Source organism: Jiangella alkaliphila (assembly GCF_900105925.1).
In the GTDB taxonomy this organism is placed as follows: Bacteria; Actinomycetota; Actinomycetes; order Jiangellales; family Jiangellaceae; genus Jiangella; species Jiangella alkaliphila.
Map to the genome: position 1 here is coordinate 4917163 of NZ_LT629791.1, position 12195 is coordinate 4929357.

15 protein-coding genes are annotated in these 12195 nt (G+C 72.4%); 3 read left to right on the forward strand and 12 right to left on the reverse strand.

What is annotated here, in order from left to right:
• Positions 1–66 precede the first annotated feature (66 nt).
• On the reverse strand, positions 67–1806 hold the full coding sequence (locus tag BLV05_RS22455) for an HNH endonuclease signature motif containing protein (RefSeq protein WP_083421360.1): 1740 nt from the start codon (positions 1804–1806) through the stop codon (positions 67–69).
• On the opposite strand from BLV05_RS22455, the gene BLV05_RS22460 reads away from it, so the two are divergent.
• Together BLV05_RS22460 and BLV05_RS22465 are read left to right on the forward strand one after the other, a co-directional pair.
• On the forward strand, positions 1805–2695 hold the full coding sequence (locus BLV05_RS22460; protein WP_082155824.1) for a helix-turn-helix domain-containing protein: 891 nt from the start codon (positions 1805–1807) through the stop codon (positions 2693–2695). The genes BLV05_RS22455 and BLV05_RS22460 overlap by 2 nt on opposite strands.
• A gap of 25 nt (positions 2696–2720) precedes the next feature.
• The gene (locus tag BLV05_RS22465) at positions 2721–4097 is read left to right on the forward strand and encodes a pyridoxal phosphate-dependent decarboxylase family protein (protein ID WP_046772696.1); all 1377 of its coding nucleotides are present in this window, start codon (positions 2721–2723) and stop codon (positions 4095–4097) included.
• Here BLV05_RS22465 and BLV05_RS22470 read toward each other — a convergent pair.
• The 7 genes from BLV05_RS22470 to BLV05_RS22500 form a co-directional block, all read right to left on the reverse strand.
• On the reverse strand, positions 4024–4569 hold the full coding sequence (locus tag BLV05_RS22470) for a VanZ family protein (protein ID WP_046772695.1): 546 nt from the start codon (positions 4567–4569) through the stop codon (positions 4024–4026). The two genes, BLV05_RS22465 and BLV05_RS22470, sit on opposite strands and share 74 nt — an antisense overlap.
• A 173-nt stretch (positions 4570–4742) precedes the next feature.
• A complete protein-coding gene (locus tag BLV05_RS22475; RefSeq protein ID WP_046772694.1) occupies positions 4743–4967 on the reverse strand; it encodes a hypothetical protein in 225 nt (74 codons plus the stop codon).
• Positions 4968–5121: 154 nt separating this feature from the next.
• Positions 5122–5463 carry a hypothetical protein gene (locus tag BLV05_RS22480; protein ID WP_046772693.1) on the reverse strand — a complete coding sequence of 114 codons (342 nt, stop codon included), beginning with the start codon at positions 5461–5463 and terminating at the stop codon, positions 5122–5124.
• A 50-nt stretch (positions 5464–5513) separates the two neighbouring features.
• On the reverse strand, positions 5514–6449 hold the full coding sequence (locus BLV05_RS22485) for an aldo/keto reductase (protein WP_046772692.1): 936 nt from the start codon (positions 6447–6449) through the stop codon (positions 5514–5516).
• 30 nt (positions 6450–6479) lie between these two features.
• On the reverse strand, positions 6480–7160 hold the full coding sequence (locus BLV05_RS22490; RefSeq protein WP_046772691.1) for a YoaK family protein: 681 nt from the start codon (positions 7158–7160) through the stop codon (positions 6480–6482).
• Positions 7135–7767, reverse strand: coding sequence for a TetR/AcrR family transcriptional regulator (locus BLV05_RS22495; RefSeq protein WP_046772690.1), 633 nt, complete (start codon positions 7765–7767; stop codon positions 7135–7137). The genes BLV05_RS22490 and BLV05_RS22495 overlap by 26 nt, the downstream gene beginning before the upstream one ends.
• Positions 7764–8648 (reverse strand): NAD(P)-dependent oxidoreductase, encoded by an 885-nt coding sequence (locus BLV05_RS22500; protein ID WP_046772689.1) that lies wholly within the window; start codon positions 8646–8648, stop codon positions 7764–7766. The genes BLV05_RS22495 and BLV05_RS22500 overlap by 4 nt, the downstream gene beginning before the upstream one ends.
• Before the next feature lie 238 nt (positions 8649–8886).
• Here BLV05_RS22500 and BLV05_RS22505 point away from each other — a divergent pair, with 238 nt between their 5' ends.
• The gene (locus BLV05_RS22505) at positions 8887–9669 is read left to right on the forward strand and encodes a GNAT family N-acetyltransferase (RefSeq protein WP_197683261.1); all 783 of its coding nucleotides are present in this window, start codon (positions 8887–8889) and stop codon (positions 9667–9669) included.
• Here BLV05_RS22505 and BLV05_RS22510 read toward each other — a convergent pair.
• The 4 genes from BLV05_RS22510 to BLV05_RS22525 form a co-directional block, all read right to left on the reverse strand.
• Complete coding sequence (locus tag BLV05_RS22510; protein ID WP_083421361.1) at positions 9658–10761, reverse strand: SPFH domain-containing protein; 1104 nt, start codon at positions 10759–10761, stop codon at positions 9658–9660. The genes BLV05_RS22505 and BLV05_RS22510 overlap by 12 nt on opposite strands.
• An 18-nt stretch (positions 10762–10779) precedes the next feature.
• Positions 10780–11217, reverse strand: a complete 438-nt coding sequence (locus BLV05_RS22515) for an NfeD family protein (protein ID WP_083421362.1) — start codon at positions 11215–11217, stop codon at positions 10780–10782.
• Between the two features lie 104 nt (positions 11218–11321).
• Positions 11322–11807, reverse strand: a complete 486-nt coding sequence (locus BLV05_RS22520; protein ID WP_046769985.1) for a DUF488 domain-containing protein — start codon at positions 11805–11807, stop codon at positions 11322–11324.
• Positions 11804–12157 (reverse strand): YybH family protein, encoded by a 354-nt coding sequence (locus BLV05_RS22525; protein ID WP_046769986.1) that lies wholly within the window; start codon positions 12155–12157, stop codon positions 11804–11806. Before BLV05_RS22525 ends, BLV05_RS22520 begins: the two co-directional genes overlap by 4 nt.
• Positions 12158–12195 lie beyond the last annotated feature (38 nt).

Sequence of the window (12195 nt, forward strand, 5' to 3'; positions counted from 1 at the left end):
GTGTGGCCGTTCCGGCGTGCCCGACGACAGACAGACTGCACCCTCCCCCGGAACTCATCGACGCACTCAGTCGGGGTCGAGGCGTTCGGGCGGCTTTTCGTATCGGTGTCCGGTGGGACTTCGCCATCGGGTGGTGCCGTCGCGATCTCGTTGGACTGACCAGCCGCCGTGGTGTTTGAGCAGATGGTGGGTCTCGCACAGTGCGTGGCAGTTGGCCGGGTCGGTGGTGCCGCCGGCCGCGAACGGCACCAGGTGGTCGATATCGGCGGCCTTGGCGGTCCGGTGGCAGCCCGGTGTGCGGCAGGTCCGGTCGCGGGCGATGACGAACTCGGCCAGCGCCTTGGTCGGCCGATATCTCGTGCGCCCGAGGTCGAGCAGCTGTCCGGTGCCGGGATCATGGGCCAGCCAGGTCCACACCCCCTCGGCCGCGAGAGCCCGGGCAACGTGGGCGGGGATCGGTCCGTAACCGTCCAACTCGCCGGGCTGGTCGGTCAGCCCGGCCAGCGTCGCGAACGGGATGGTGACGTGCACACTGACCGGCCGCCGCCGCGGCCTCGACCCCACAGCAGACGGAAGAGGTGCGTGGTCGCCGGGCGGGCCGCCACTGACGTCGGGGCCGGTGCGGACGGCGGGCTCAGACGAGGCGGCGTCGGCCGAGGCGGCGTCGGCCGGGGCGGCGGACGCACGCCCGCTGCCGCTGACGGCGGAGCGCGCCCCGACGGGGGGCTCTGGCGAGCCGGTGCGGGCGGCGCCGCTGCCGCCGACGACGGCGGAGCGGGCCCCGACGGCGGGCTCAGGCGTGCTGGTGCGGCCAGCGCCGGTGCGGGCAGCGCGCCCGGCAGGCTCAGGCGCGGCGTCGCCCCGGGCGGCGGAGACGTACCCCGTGGCGCCGTCGGCGCACGCACCCAGCGCGGCCCAGCCCCACTCGGCCAACGCGTCCGCACGACGCTGATCCCGCGTCCGCGCCGGCACACCCGCCGCCGCATCAGCCCGCTTCGCATCCGCAGCGGCCACATTCAGGACCGTGTCCCAGGCGGTCGCGTCCTCGGCCGGGATCAGCGCCTCCACGAACGCCATCCCATCCGACGCGGGCGTCACCGCCACATACCGGCCATCACGCGCACGCCGATGCCGCTCGGCCGTCTCCACCGGCGCCAGTTCCTGCAGCAACTGCCGGATCAGCTTCCGCAACGCGACCGAATCCAACTGCGGCGCCCGTGGCAACACCGCGGCCTCCACCCGCTCGCGGACGCCCGGATCCTGCCCACCGAGCTCGTCAGTGATCACGCGAGCACGGCGCAGATCGATCAACCCCGCCAACAAGACAGCGTGCGTGTCGGGGAAGTCCTCCACCAACTGCACCGAATGACCCACCAGGTACTCCGCCTGCCGGGTCGTCACATGACACCGCCCAGCGATCGCGACCGCGGTATTGGTCACCGGGTTCACCGACCGATAACCCGACGTGTCCGGACGCATCTCGGCCCGGGAGGCGAGCGCGGCCGCGACCCGCGCCTTGTTCGCCTCCACCCACGCCGCCAACCGCTCCCACCCGGCCGACGCCTCCACCAAGTCGTAGCCATCAGCCACCGACGGATCGAACCCAGCCAGCAACGCCGCCAACTGCGCACCCACCGCGACCTCATCCGCCCCGAACGGCAACACCCCAGCCGCCGGCACCGCCGCATACTCCGCGGCCAGCCCGTCCAACAGCGCCCGCACCTCCGCGTCGACCACACCATCAGGCTCCACCGCCACCGGACCAACACCCGGCAACGGAGCAGACAGCAGCGCTTCTTCGAACATGCACACCACCCTACCCACCCCCACCGACAAGATCAACTCGACGCCGGTGGGCGGGGCCGCGCGCTACGGTGAACGCGTGCGCGACGCGGCGAAGTACTGGGCGCATCCGGCGGTCCCGGGCGTGGACCTGATGCGGGCGCGGTTCGTCCGCCACGCGTTCGGACGGCACAGTCACCCGACGTTCGCGATCGGGGTGGTGGAGCGCGGGCTGGAGCGGCTGCGCATCGGCGACCGGACGGAGTACGTCGGACCGGGCGGGCTGGTGCTGATCAACCCCGACGTCGTGCACACGGGCGTCCCTGCTACGGCCGGCGGCTGGGCGTACCGCGTCCTCTACCCGCCGGCGCAGCTGCTGGCCGAGCTGACCGGCGCCGCCTCGCCGTGGTTCGCCGAGCCGCTGGTGGACGATCGCGACGCCGCCGGCGCGGTGCTGGCGGCGCATGGCGCGGCCGAGCAGGGCGACGCGCTGACGTCGAGCACGCTGCTGCTGACGACGCTGGCCGGCCTCGGCGCCCGCCACGGCCAGACCCGCCGGGACCACGCCAGCCAGGCCGCCCCCGCCGGCACATGCCAGGCCGCGACCGCACGCGACATCCTGGTGGAGCGACTGGTCGACCCGCCGAGCCTGGACGAGCTCGCCGCCATCGTGGGGACGGGACGGTTCGCGCTGGCCCGCGCGTTCCGCCACCGCTACGGGCTGCCGCCGCACGCATACCTCAACGAACAACGCATCCGGCGCGCCTGCGCGCTGCTGGAGATGGGCCAGCCGCCGTCGGCGGTCGCGGCCGCGGTGGGCTTCGCCGACCAGGCCCACCTGACCCGTCACTTCCGCCGCGTGGTCGGCGTGCCGCCGGGGCAGTACCGGCGCAAGAACGTTCAAGACCGCTGAGCCCGCGGCCCCTACGCTCCCCCGCATGCACTCGGAGCTGGAACCGGATCGAGCGACCCGGACGCTGTGGGCGAAGGGCGTCCTCGACTATCTCGACGATTTCATCGACGGCCTGCCGGACGCCCCGGCGAGCTGGGACGGATCGACGGCGGCAACGACGACCGCCCCGCCGGGCGCCGGGCCGCGGCCGCTCGCGGGCCTGATGACCGAGGTCGCCACCGCCGTGGCCGCCGCTGTCGAGACCGCGGGCCCGGGCTATCTCGCCTACTTCCCCGCCGGCGGCCTGTACTCGTCCGTGCTCGGCGAGCTGCTGGCGCAGACGGTCAACCGCTACACCGGCGTGGCGGCCACGGCGCCGGGCCTGGTCGGGCTCGAGCAGAGCGTCGTCCGGTGGCTCTGCGACCAGTTCCGGCTCCCGTCGCCCGCCGGCGGCCTGATCACGTCCGGCGCGTCGATCGCGACACTGACGGCGCTGCATGCGGCCCGCGTCGACCGGCTGGACCAGCCCGACCCGAGAGCGACGATCTACGTCACCGAGCACACCCACCACTGCGTCGCCAAGGCGGCCCGGATCGCCGGCTGCACCGACGCGCAGCTGCGGGTGGTCTCCGTCGACGCCGAGCTGCGGATGGACGTCGACGCGGCGCGGACGGCGATCGGGCGCGACCGCGCGGACGGCCGGCGCCCGTTCCTGATCGTCGGCACCGCCGGGTCGACCAGCACCGGCACCGTCGACCCGCTGCGACGGATCGCGGCCCTCGCCGCCGAGGAGAGCCTCTGGTTCCACGTCGACGGCGCCTACGGCGGCGGGTTCCAGCTCACCGAGTACGGCCGGACGCTGCTGGACGGCGCCGAGCTGGCCGACTCGATCACGTTCGACCCGCACAAGAGCCTGTTCCTGCCCTACGGCACCGGCGTCCTGCTGGTCCGCGACGAGCAGACGCTGCGGTCCGCCTTCAGCGCCGGCGGCGACTACCTGCAGGACCTCGTCGACGACCCCGGCCTGCCCGACTACGCCGACCTGGGCCCGGAGCTGACCCGCGACTCCCGCGGGCTGCGGCTCTGGCTGCCGCTGCAGCTGCACGGCGTCGACGCCTTCCGGTCGGCGCTGGAGGAGAAGCTCGAGCTGGCGCGCTGGGCCTACGACGAACTACGCGCCGACCCGCACCTCGACGTCCCGCTGCGCCCGGACCTGACGGTGATCGTCGCCCACTCGGTCGCCGGCGACGACGCCACCCGCCGCCTGCTGGAGCGCGTCAACGCCGGCCGCCGAGTCTTCCTGTCCAGCACCCGGCTGGCCGGACGGAACGCGATCCGCCTGTGCGTGCTCAGCCACCGAACCCACCGCGACCGCGTGGAGGAAGGGGTCGAGGCGATTCGCGCCGCCGCGCGGCGGTCATGACCCCGAGCGCGAGCAACGCGCCGGCCGCCGCGCCGAGGGTGTTCACCACCCAGTCGTCGACGTCGCACGCGCGCCCGAGCGACGGGATCAGCGCCTGCAGGCCCTCGACCAGCGCCGACAGTGCCGCGCCGGCCGCGAACACGACGGCCGGGCGCCGGGCTGCCAGCGCGGCGAGGAAGACCGGCACCAGGAACAGCACCGCGTTCGCCACCACCAAGACGTTCAGCGGCGGGACGCTCGCGGCGAACGCGCACCGCACCTCGTCCGGCCAGCCGGCCGTCGACTTGAGCTCGGGCACCAGGGTCAGCCCGAGCACCGGCAGGACCGCCAGCCCCGCAAGCACCCACAACGGACGACGGCCCGCCTCGCCGCGGCGCGTGAGCAGGTATCCGGCCACGATGCCGGCCACGACGACCACGAGCAGGGTCGCGTAGGCGAGCGGCTTGTTGAACAGCAGGAAGTCGTAGATCATCGGCCCGCCGAGGCTAGCAGCCCGTCAGAGCGCCCGGGCCGCCATGACGGCCATGCCGGCCGCCATGGCGACCTCGCACCAATGGAGCACGGACGGCGACGTCAGCAGCCGGGTGGCCGGTCCGCCGCCGGCCGGCGGTGTCGATCCAGCTCACGGATCGCGCCGGTGACTTCTCAGACGACGGCCGGCAACCGGGTCCGGTCCAGCGACCCGTTCTTCGCGGCCGCGACCAGGTCGTCGAACTGGTCGTGGCTCATCTGGATCCGCTGCCCGAAGTCGTCGGTGATGACGATGCGGCGATCCGCCGGCGCGTCGTCGTCGACGTAGAGCTCCGGGCAGCCGCAATCGCAGTTGCCGCAGAAGGTCGCCACGTGCCGCAGGCTGGTGAGGTCGTCCATGCTCGCTCCTCCGGTCGGCCCGTCCCGGCCCGTTCGGACCCGAGACGCCCAGACCATAACCGCAGGTAGAAGACCCAGCCAGTCTTGATCTCATGATCGACAACCGGTATCATCGCCGGTCATCCGAGCGGCGCCGCGCCGCACCACCGCCCTTTCAGTCGTGCGATGCCCAGCCGGTGAACGTGGCGGGCATGTCGAGCCGATACTCCACGGCTTCCCTCCGGGTCGCTACGCGGACGTAGCGAGGCGAGCGAGCCGTGACCTCACCGGTGCCCGAGAGAATGATCGTCTCCGCCGGAGCGTCGTCCGTCAGGGGAAGGACCGCGAAGGACGGGCTGCCGACTCCGCCACTCTCAAGGCGTGCGACGTAGTCGCCGGCACGCACGGACCGTGGCGGGCGGGTGACGAGGGCGCCGGAGGACACGATGTATGAACTCACCGTCTCCTGGATGACGCTCGGATCGCCGATGGGAAGGACTCTTTCCTGGGTGCTCATGATGCGTCCATTTCGTTTCTGAATTAGTACTGGATTCGAATAACCGCGAGTCACGGCACGCGATGGCCGGCGGCGCGGAACAGCTCGTACCACTCCGCGCGGGTCAGCGGCACGTCCGACCCCTGGGCGGCACCGGCCACCCGCTCCGGCGTGGTGGTGCCGAGCACGACCTGCATCCGCGCGGGGTGACGGGTGATCCAGGCGGTCGCGATGGCGATCGCCGGGACGTCGTACTGCGCGGCGAGCCGGTCGATGACGGCGTTGAGCTCCGGGTAGTCGGGCGAGCCCAGGAAGACTCCGTTGAAGAAGCCCGCCTGGAACGGCGACCACGCCTGGACGGTGATGTCGTTCAGGCGGCAGTAGTCGAGCATGCCGCCGCCGTCGAGCGTCACCGACTGCTGCTCGCCGAGCATGTTCGCCGCGACGCCCTGGGCGACGATCGGTTCGTGCGTGATCGACAACTGCAGCTGGTTGGCGACGATCGGCTGGCGGACGAACTTGCGCAGCAGGTCGATCTGGCGGGGCGTGTGGTTCGAGACGCCGAAGTGCCGCACCTTGCCCGAGGACTCGAGCTCGTCGAAGGCACGAGCGACCTCCTCGGGCTCGACGAGCGCGTCCGGGCGGTGCAGCAGCAGGATGTCGATGCGGTCCGTCCGCAGCGCCCGCAGCGACCCGTCGACCGACTCGACGAGGTGCTCGTAGGAGAAGTCGAAGTACGGCCCCTCCCTGACGATGCCGGCCTTGGTCTGGATGGTGATCTCGTCGCGTTGCGACGGCGTGAGCTGCAGCGCGTCGGCGAAGCGACGCTCACAGCCGTGCAGCTCGTTCCCGTACACGTCGGCGTGGTCGACGAAGTCGATGCCGGCGTCGCGCGCCGTGCGCACCAACTCGCGGACGTCGTCGTCGGTCTTGCCGTCGATCCGCATCAGGCCGAGCACGACGTTCGGGACGACGATCTCGGTGCCGGGCAGGGTGAAGGTCTTCACTGCTGGTTTCCTTTCGGTGGGGATGGTGCGTCAGGACCGCTGGATGCGGTAGGCGATGGTGGCCACGGCGGCCTGCAGGAGGACGGCCACGCCGAGCGCGGCAGCCGGGCCGCCGCCGCGCAGGAGCAGCGCGCCGGCCAGCGCCCCGGCGAGCATCGTCGCGACGGAGCCGAGGCGACGTCCCGCCCGCTGGCGCCCGCCGGAGCCCCAGCGGCTGTCCGCGGCCAGGCCGGTGATGCTCTGGGTGAGCACGGTGGTGGTCAGATCGGGCAGCGCCAGGGCGCGAGCGGACGCGTTCTGGAGGCCCATGGTGGCGGCGAGCACGACGATCAGCGCGTAGCGGGCCGCCGCCGAGTCGTCACCCACGAGCAGCGAGAGCACGAGCGCCGCCGTCGTCCCGGCCAATCCGGCCGCCGTGACGACGGCGAGGTGGCGCGGCGTGCCGGCGTGCTGCAGGTGCCGCGACAGCCGGCCACCGGCGAGGGCGCCGAGCACGAACGCGAGCAGGGCGGCCACCGAGGCCGCGGCCGAGACGTCCGCCGCTCCCGCGATGCCGAAGCCGAGGAAGATCACGTTGCCGGTCATGTTCGCGACGAACACGTGCCCGAGCGCGAGGTAGCTCACCGCGTCGACCACGCCCGTCACAGCGGTGAGGCCGAACAGCAGGACCGGGATCAGCGTCTCGTCACGACTGCGGACGATCGTCGGCACGACGCACCTCCGATCCGGTGTGTCCGTGTACTCCGTCGAGGGCGAGGTCGACGACGTCAGCGACGAACCCGTCCGTCAGCGGCAGGTGGCCGTGCAGCAACCGGTGGTAGAGCGCGCCGTAGAGCAGGTCCAGGACCACCTCCACCCGGGTGCCGGCCGGAATCTCGCCCCGCTCCACCGCGCGGGCGAACAGCGCCCGGGCCGCGTCGCGCCGCGGTTCCACCACCCGCGACACGTACTCTGCGGCGAAGCCGGGGTCGCTGTGAGCCTTGGTGATGAAGGTCCCGATGACCCGCCCGTACGGACGGGCCCGCACCAGCCGGACCCAGGGCAGCAGCAGGTCGAGCAGGTCGCCGCGCAGCGTTCCGGTGTCGGTCGGTTCCGGCGGCTCCCACTCGGTGTACAGGGCGTCCAGCGCCAGTGCCTCCTTCGTGGGCCACCAGCGGTAGATGGTGGCCTTGCTGACGCCCGCGCGCTCGGCGATGGTGTCCATGCTGACGTCGCCGAGCCCGTGGTCGAGGATCAGCTCGGCGGACGCGTGCAGGATCGCGGCCTGCGCCCGCTCGCTGCGCGGCCGCCCGCGCCGCGGCGCCGGTGCGGCGGTCACGTCGCCCCGCCCGTCGCCAGCTCGCGCACCACCTGGTGAAGCGCGGCGAGGTCGCGCCGGCCGTACCCGCGCTCGATCGCCTCGTCCAGCACGGCTGCCGCCGCGGCTCCGGACGGCAGCGGCACGCCGCCGCGCCGCGCCTCGTCCAGGGCGAGGCCGATGTCCTTGCGGATGAGGCGAATGGTGAACCACGCGTCCTCGGGCAGGTCCAGCAGCAGCGGCACCCTGGCCTGCAGCATCGGCGAGCCGATGGCGCTGCTGCTCATGACGCTCGCGGCCAGCCGCGGGTCGATGCCGCCCCGTTCGGCGAGGACCAGCCCTTCGCTGAACGCGAGGGTCTGGACGGCGAGGCTGATGTTGACGGCCAGCTTGAGGAGGGCGCCGCGACCGTGGCCGCCGACGAGGGTGACGCTCTGGCCGAGATCGCGCAGGAGCGGCTCCACGCCGCGGAACACCCGCTCGTCGCCGCCGGCCATGATGGTCAGCGTGCCGGTCTCGGCCTGCGGGACGCTGCCGGACACCGGCGCGTCGATCATGTCCGCACCGGCCGCGGAGACCCGTTCGGCGATCCGCTCGCTGGTCTCCGGGCTGACGCTGCTCATGTCGATGTAGACCTTGCCGGCCGCGACCCCCGCGACCACCCCGCCGGGTCCGCCGGTGATCGCGTCGAGCGCCGCGTCGTCGGTCACCATGCTGATGACCACGTCGGCCGCTTCAGCGACCTCGCGTGGGGTGTCGTGCCAGATCAGCCCGCGCGCGATCAGCGGCCGCGCCCGGCCGGCCGTGCGGTTCGTCCCGTGCACCTCGTGCCCGATGTCGAGCAGCCGGCCGGCGATCCGGCCGCCCATCGCGCCGAGCCCGACCACGCCGACGGCGCTCATGGCGTCCGCCCCTGATCCTCGAGCTCCGCCCCGGTCGAGCCCAGTTCCGTCGTCGTCATCCGCGTTCGCCGCATGATCGGCTCCTCTGTCTGCTGTCGCGCCGCGTTCTCTCAGCGGCGCCACACTACGAAACTATACGCGTCGTTTCGTTATTTCGACCGCCAGAGTGACGCCCAGCACACTCTCGCCGTCACCCCTCATTCACGCCAGACGCGAGGCCGGATACGCTCAGCGTCCGATGAGCACGTACGAGTTCCGGGTCGACGGCCACGTGGACGCGCACTGGGGTACCCAGCTCGGGGGCCTTCGCCTCGAGCACCACCCGGACGGCACGTCCACGCTGACCGGCCCGATGACCGACCAGGCACAACTGCATGGCACGCTCACCCAGCTGCGCGACCTCGGCGCCGCGCTGCTGTCGGTGCGGGCGCTCCCCCGGCCGGCGCCCGGGTTGCTGCAACGGCTCGACTGGCCGGAGCGCACCGAGCGGCTCGTCCTGCGCCCCGCCCGCCCGGCCGATGCCCACGCCGTCTTCCAGTACCGCAGCCTCGAGCCGGTCGCCCGCTGGATCACCGAGCTCCCGGCCGACGAGGACGCCTTCCGCACCCGGTTCGAGGAGCCCGGCCGGCTGGCCACCAGCCTCGTGGTCGAGCTGGACGGGCAGGTCATCGGCGATCTCATGGTCAAGATCGAGGACGCCTGGGCGCAGGCCGAGGTCGCCGACACCGCCCGGAACGTCCACGCCGAGCTGGGCTGGGTCTTCCACCCCGCCCAGCAGGGCCACGGCTACGCCACCGAGGCCGTCCGCGCACTGCTGCGGATCTGCTTCACCGGCCTGCGCCTGCGCCGCGTCACCGCGCTCTGCTTCGCCGACAACGAGCCCTCGTGGCGGCTGATGGAGCGGCTGGGCATGCGCCGCGAGGAGCACAACGTCCGCGACACCCTGCACCGCTCCGGCGAGTGGCTCGACGGCTACGGCTACGCCCTGCTCGCCGAGGAGTGGAACGCGTCACCCGCCTGACGCGCGGCCCGGCCCGGTGGTGACACCGCTCTCGGCCGCCGCGGCCTCGGCCTTGGCGTCCTCGACGGCGGCCGCGGCCTGCTGGGCGACCTGATGCGCCGCGGCGGCGGCATCACCTGAGGGCACGCCCCCCGCCGTCAGCTCCCGGTGCTCGTCGTGGTCGAGCTCGGCCTGCGCCCGGCCGTCGCCGTCCTCGCTGCCGGACGCCTGAGCGGCGCCCGAGCCGGAGTGGTCGCCGAAGGCGCTGGTGACCGTGCGGATCGCCTCGGTGAACTCGCCGGGGATGACCCAGAACGTGTTGTTCTCGCCGCTGGCGAGGTGCGGCAGCGTCTCGAGGTACTTGTAGGCCAGCACCTTCGGGTCGGCGTCGTTCTGATGCACCGCCTGGAAGACCCGCTCGATGGCGCGGGCCTCGCCGTCGGCACGCAGGATCATCGCCTGCTGGTTGCCCTGCGCCTCGAGGATCTCCTGCTGCCGGGTGCCCTCGGCAGTGAGGATCTTGGACTGCCGCTCCCCCTCGGCGTGCAGGATGACGGCGCGCTTGTCCCGCTCGGCCCGCATCTGCTTCTCCATGGCCTCCTTGATGGTGGACGGCGGATCGATCGCCTTGATCTCGACCCGGTTCACCCGGATGCCCCACTTCCCCGTCGCGTCGTCGAGCACCGTCCGCAGCTGGGCGTTGATCACCTCGCGGGAGGTGAGCGTGCTCTCCAGGTCCATGCTGCCGATGACGTTGCGCAGCGTGGTGACGGTCAGCTGGTCGATGGCCTGCAGGTAGTTGGCCACCTCGTAGGCCGCGGCGCGGGGGTCGGTGATCTGGTAGTAGAGCACCGTGTCGATGTTCACCACCAGGTTGTCCTGAGTGATCACCGGCTGCGGCTGCGACGTGAACACGTGCTCACGCACGTCGAGCTTGGTGTTGATGCGATCGACCATCGGGATGATGAAGTTCAGCCCGGGTTGCAGGGTCGTGCGGTAGCGGCCGAATCGCTCGACGTTGTAGCGGCGCGCCTGAGGCACCACCCGCACCGTCGAGGCGACCCCGAACGCCACCACGGCAGCGAGGACGATGATGAGCACCAGCAGTTCCATGTGTCCTCCGTCGTCGTGTCAGGGCAGCAGTTCCCGCGGATAGACGATGGCCGTCGCGCCCTCGATCTCCATCACGTCGACCACCGAGCCGGCCGGGATGACCTGGTCGCCGTCCAGGACGCGGGCCGACCAGGTCTCACCGGCGAGTTTGATCAGCCCGCGGTCGGTCGTGACGTCCTCGATCACCACGGCCCGCTTCCCGACCAGCGCGTCGCTGCCCTCGCTGGTGAGCGGTGGGTGACTCATGTGCTGGCGAGCGATCGGCCGGACGACCAGCAACCCGGCGGCGCCGGCGAGCGCGAACGCCGCGATCTGCAGCAGCCACGCACCGCCCAGCCCCGCGACGACGGCCGCGACCAGCGCCGCCCCGGCGAGCATGCCGAGAGCGAACGTCAGCGTGAAGAACTCCGCCGCGCCCAGCATCGCAGCCACCAGCAGCCACACGATCCACGACATGGAACCGACCTCCCGGACATCCAGGACGGTTACCACCAATCTAGCTCGCCGGACGCCGCGTCCAGCAGGGGTGGCGCCAGATCGTGATCGACCACGGTGGCCGATCAGCCCGGGCGGAGGCTCGCGACCGGCAGGCCGTGGTCGGCGCTCAGGCGCGCGGTCACGAGCGAGCGGTGGCACGCCTCCGGGTCGCGCTCGACGCAGAGAACGGCGGCCACCGAGCCGGTCGGCAGCCCGGCCACGAGCGCGCCGAGGTCGAACGGGTCGAGGATCTCGCGGGTGTAGCGCTCGGCGTACTCGGGCGCCAGCGCGACGCGGTTGCGCTTGCCCACGCCCTGCCGGTCGTCCTCGCGGTACTGGAGCCGGCGCAGCTCGGTCGTCGGCGCCAGCTCCTGCACGTGCCGGTAGCCGATGTCCGCCGCGGCGAGCGCGCCCTGGAGCCGCGCCGAGTTCGCCCAGGCGTAGTCGGGGCCGCGCACGCCGCGGCGCTGGCGGAGGTCGAGCAGCAACCCCACGCCAGCGCCGCTGAGCCGCTCCAGGAAGGTCTCCCCCGTGAAGCCGTAGACGCCGATCGACGCGATGCGCGTCACGGCTCCAGCGACGGCTGGTCGACGGCCCACAGCCACGATCCGTCCGGCTGGCGGCGGGCGACCTCGACGGTCACCTCGCCGGTGGTCAGCGTCGACGCCGTCAGCGCCAGGTCGTCGCCCACCAGCGCCGGGTGCTGCCGGCCCGGCAGCAGCACCGGCGCGGCCGCGACGAACTGCTCGTACACCTTGCGGATCTCGGCGTGCCCGGTCGCGAGGTTGCCGGGCGGGAACGCCAGCACGGCGTTGGGCTCGTACAACGCCACCAGGCCGTCGACGTCGCCCGCGTTGGCCCGCTCGATGAAGAATCGGCCCAGGTCATTCGGCTCGGAAGCCGCGTTCTTGTTGGTCATGAGGACAAGCCTCGCAGCGAATCACGACATCCTGTGTC

Coding starts and splice junctions, on each gene's coding strand:
- BLV05_RS22460 (WP_082155824.1), top strand. CDS start 1,805: ATGCACACCACCCTACCCACCCCCACCGACAAGATCAACTCGACGCCG.
- BLV05_RS22455 (WP_083421360.1), bottom strand. CDS start 1,806: ATGTTCGAAGAAGCGCTGCTGTCTGCTCCGTTGCCGGGTGTTGGTCCG.
- BLV05_RS22465 (WP_046772696.1), top strand. CDS start 2,721: ATGCACTCGGAGCTGGAACCGGATCGAGCGACCCGGACGCTGTGGGCG.
- BLV05_RS22470 (WP_046772695.1), bottom strand. CDS start 4,569: ATGATCTACGACTTCCTGCTGTTCAACAAGCCGCTCGCCTACGCGACC.
- BLV05_RS22475 (WP_046772694.1), bottom strand. CDS start 4,967: ATGGACGACCTCACCAGCCTGCGGCACGTGGCGACCTTCTGCGGCAAC.
- BLV05_RS22480 (WP_046772693.1), bottom strand. CDS start 5,463: ATGAGCACCCAGGAAAGAGTCCTTCCCATCGGCGATCCGAGCGTCATC.
- BLV05_RS22500 (WP_046772689.1), bottom strand. CDS start 8,648: ATGAGCGCCGTCGGCGTGGTCGGGCTCGGCGCGATGGGCGGCCGGATC.
- BLV05_RS22505 (WP_197683261.1), top strand. CDS start 8,887: ATGAGCACGTACGAGTTCCGGGTCGACGGCCACGTGGACGCGCACTGG.
- BLV05_RS22510 (WP_083421361.1), bottom strand. CDS start 10,761: ATGGAACTGCTGGTGCTCATCATCGTCCTCGCTGCCGTGGTGGCGTTC.
- BLV05_RS22515 (WP_083421362.1), bottom strand. CDS start 11,217: ATGTCGTGGATCGTGTGGCTGCTGGTGGCTGCGATGCTGGGCGCGGCG.
- BLV05_RS22525 (WP_046769986.1), bottom strand. CDS start 12,157: ATGACCAACAAGAACGCGGCTTCCGAGCCGAATGACCTGGGCCGATTC.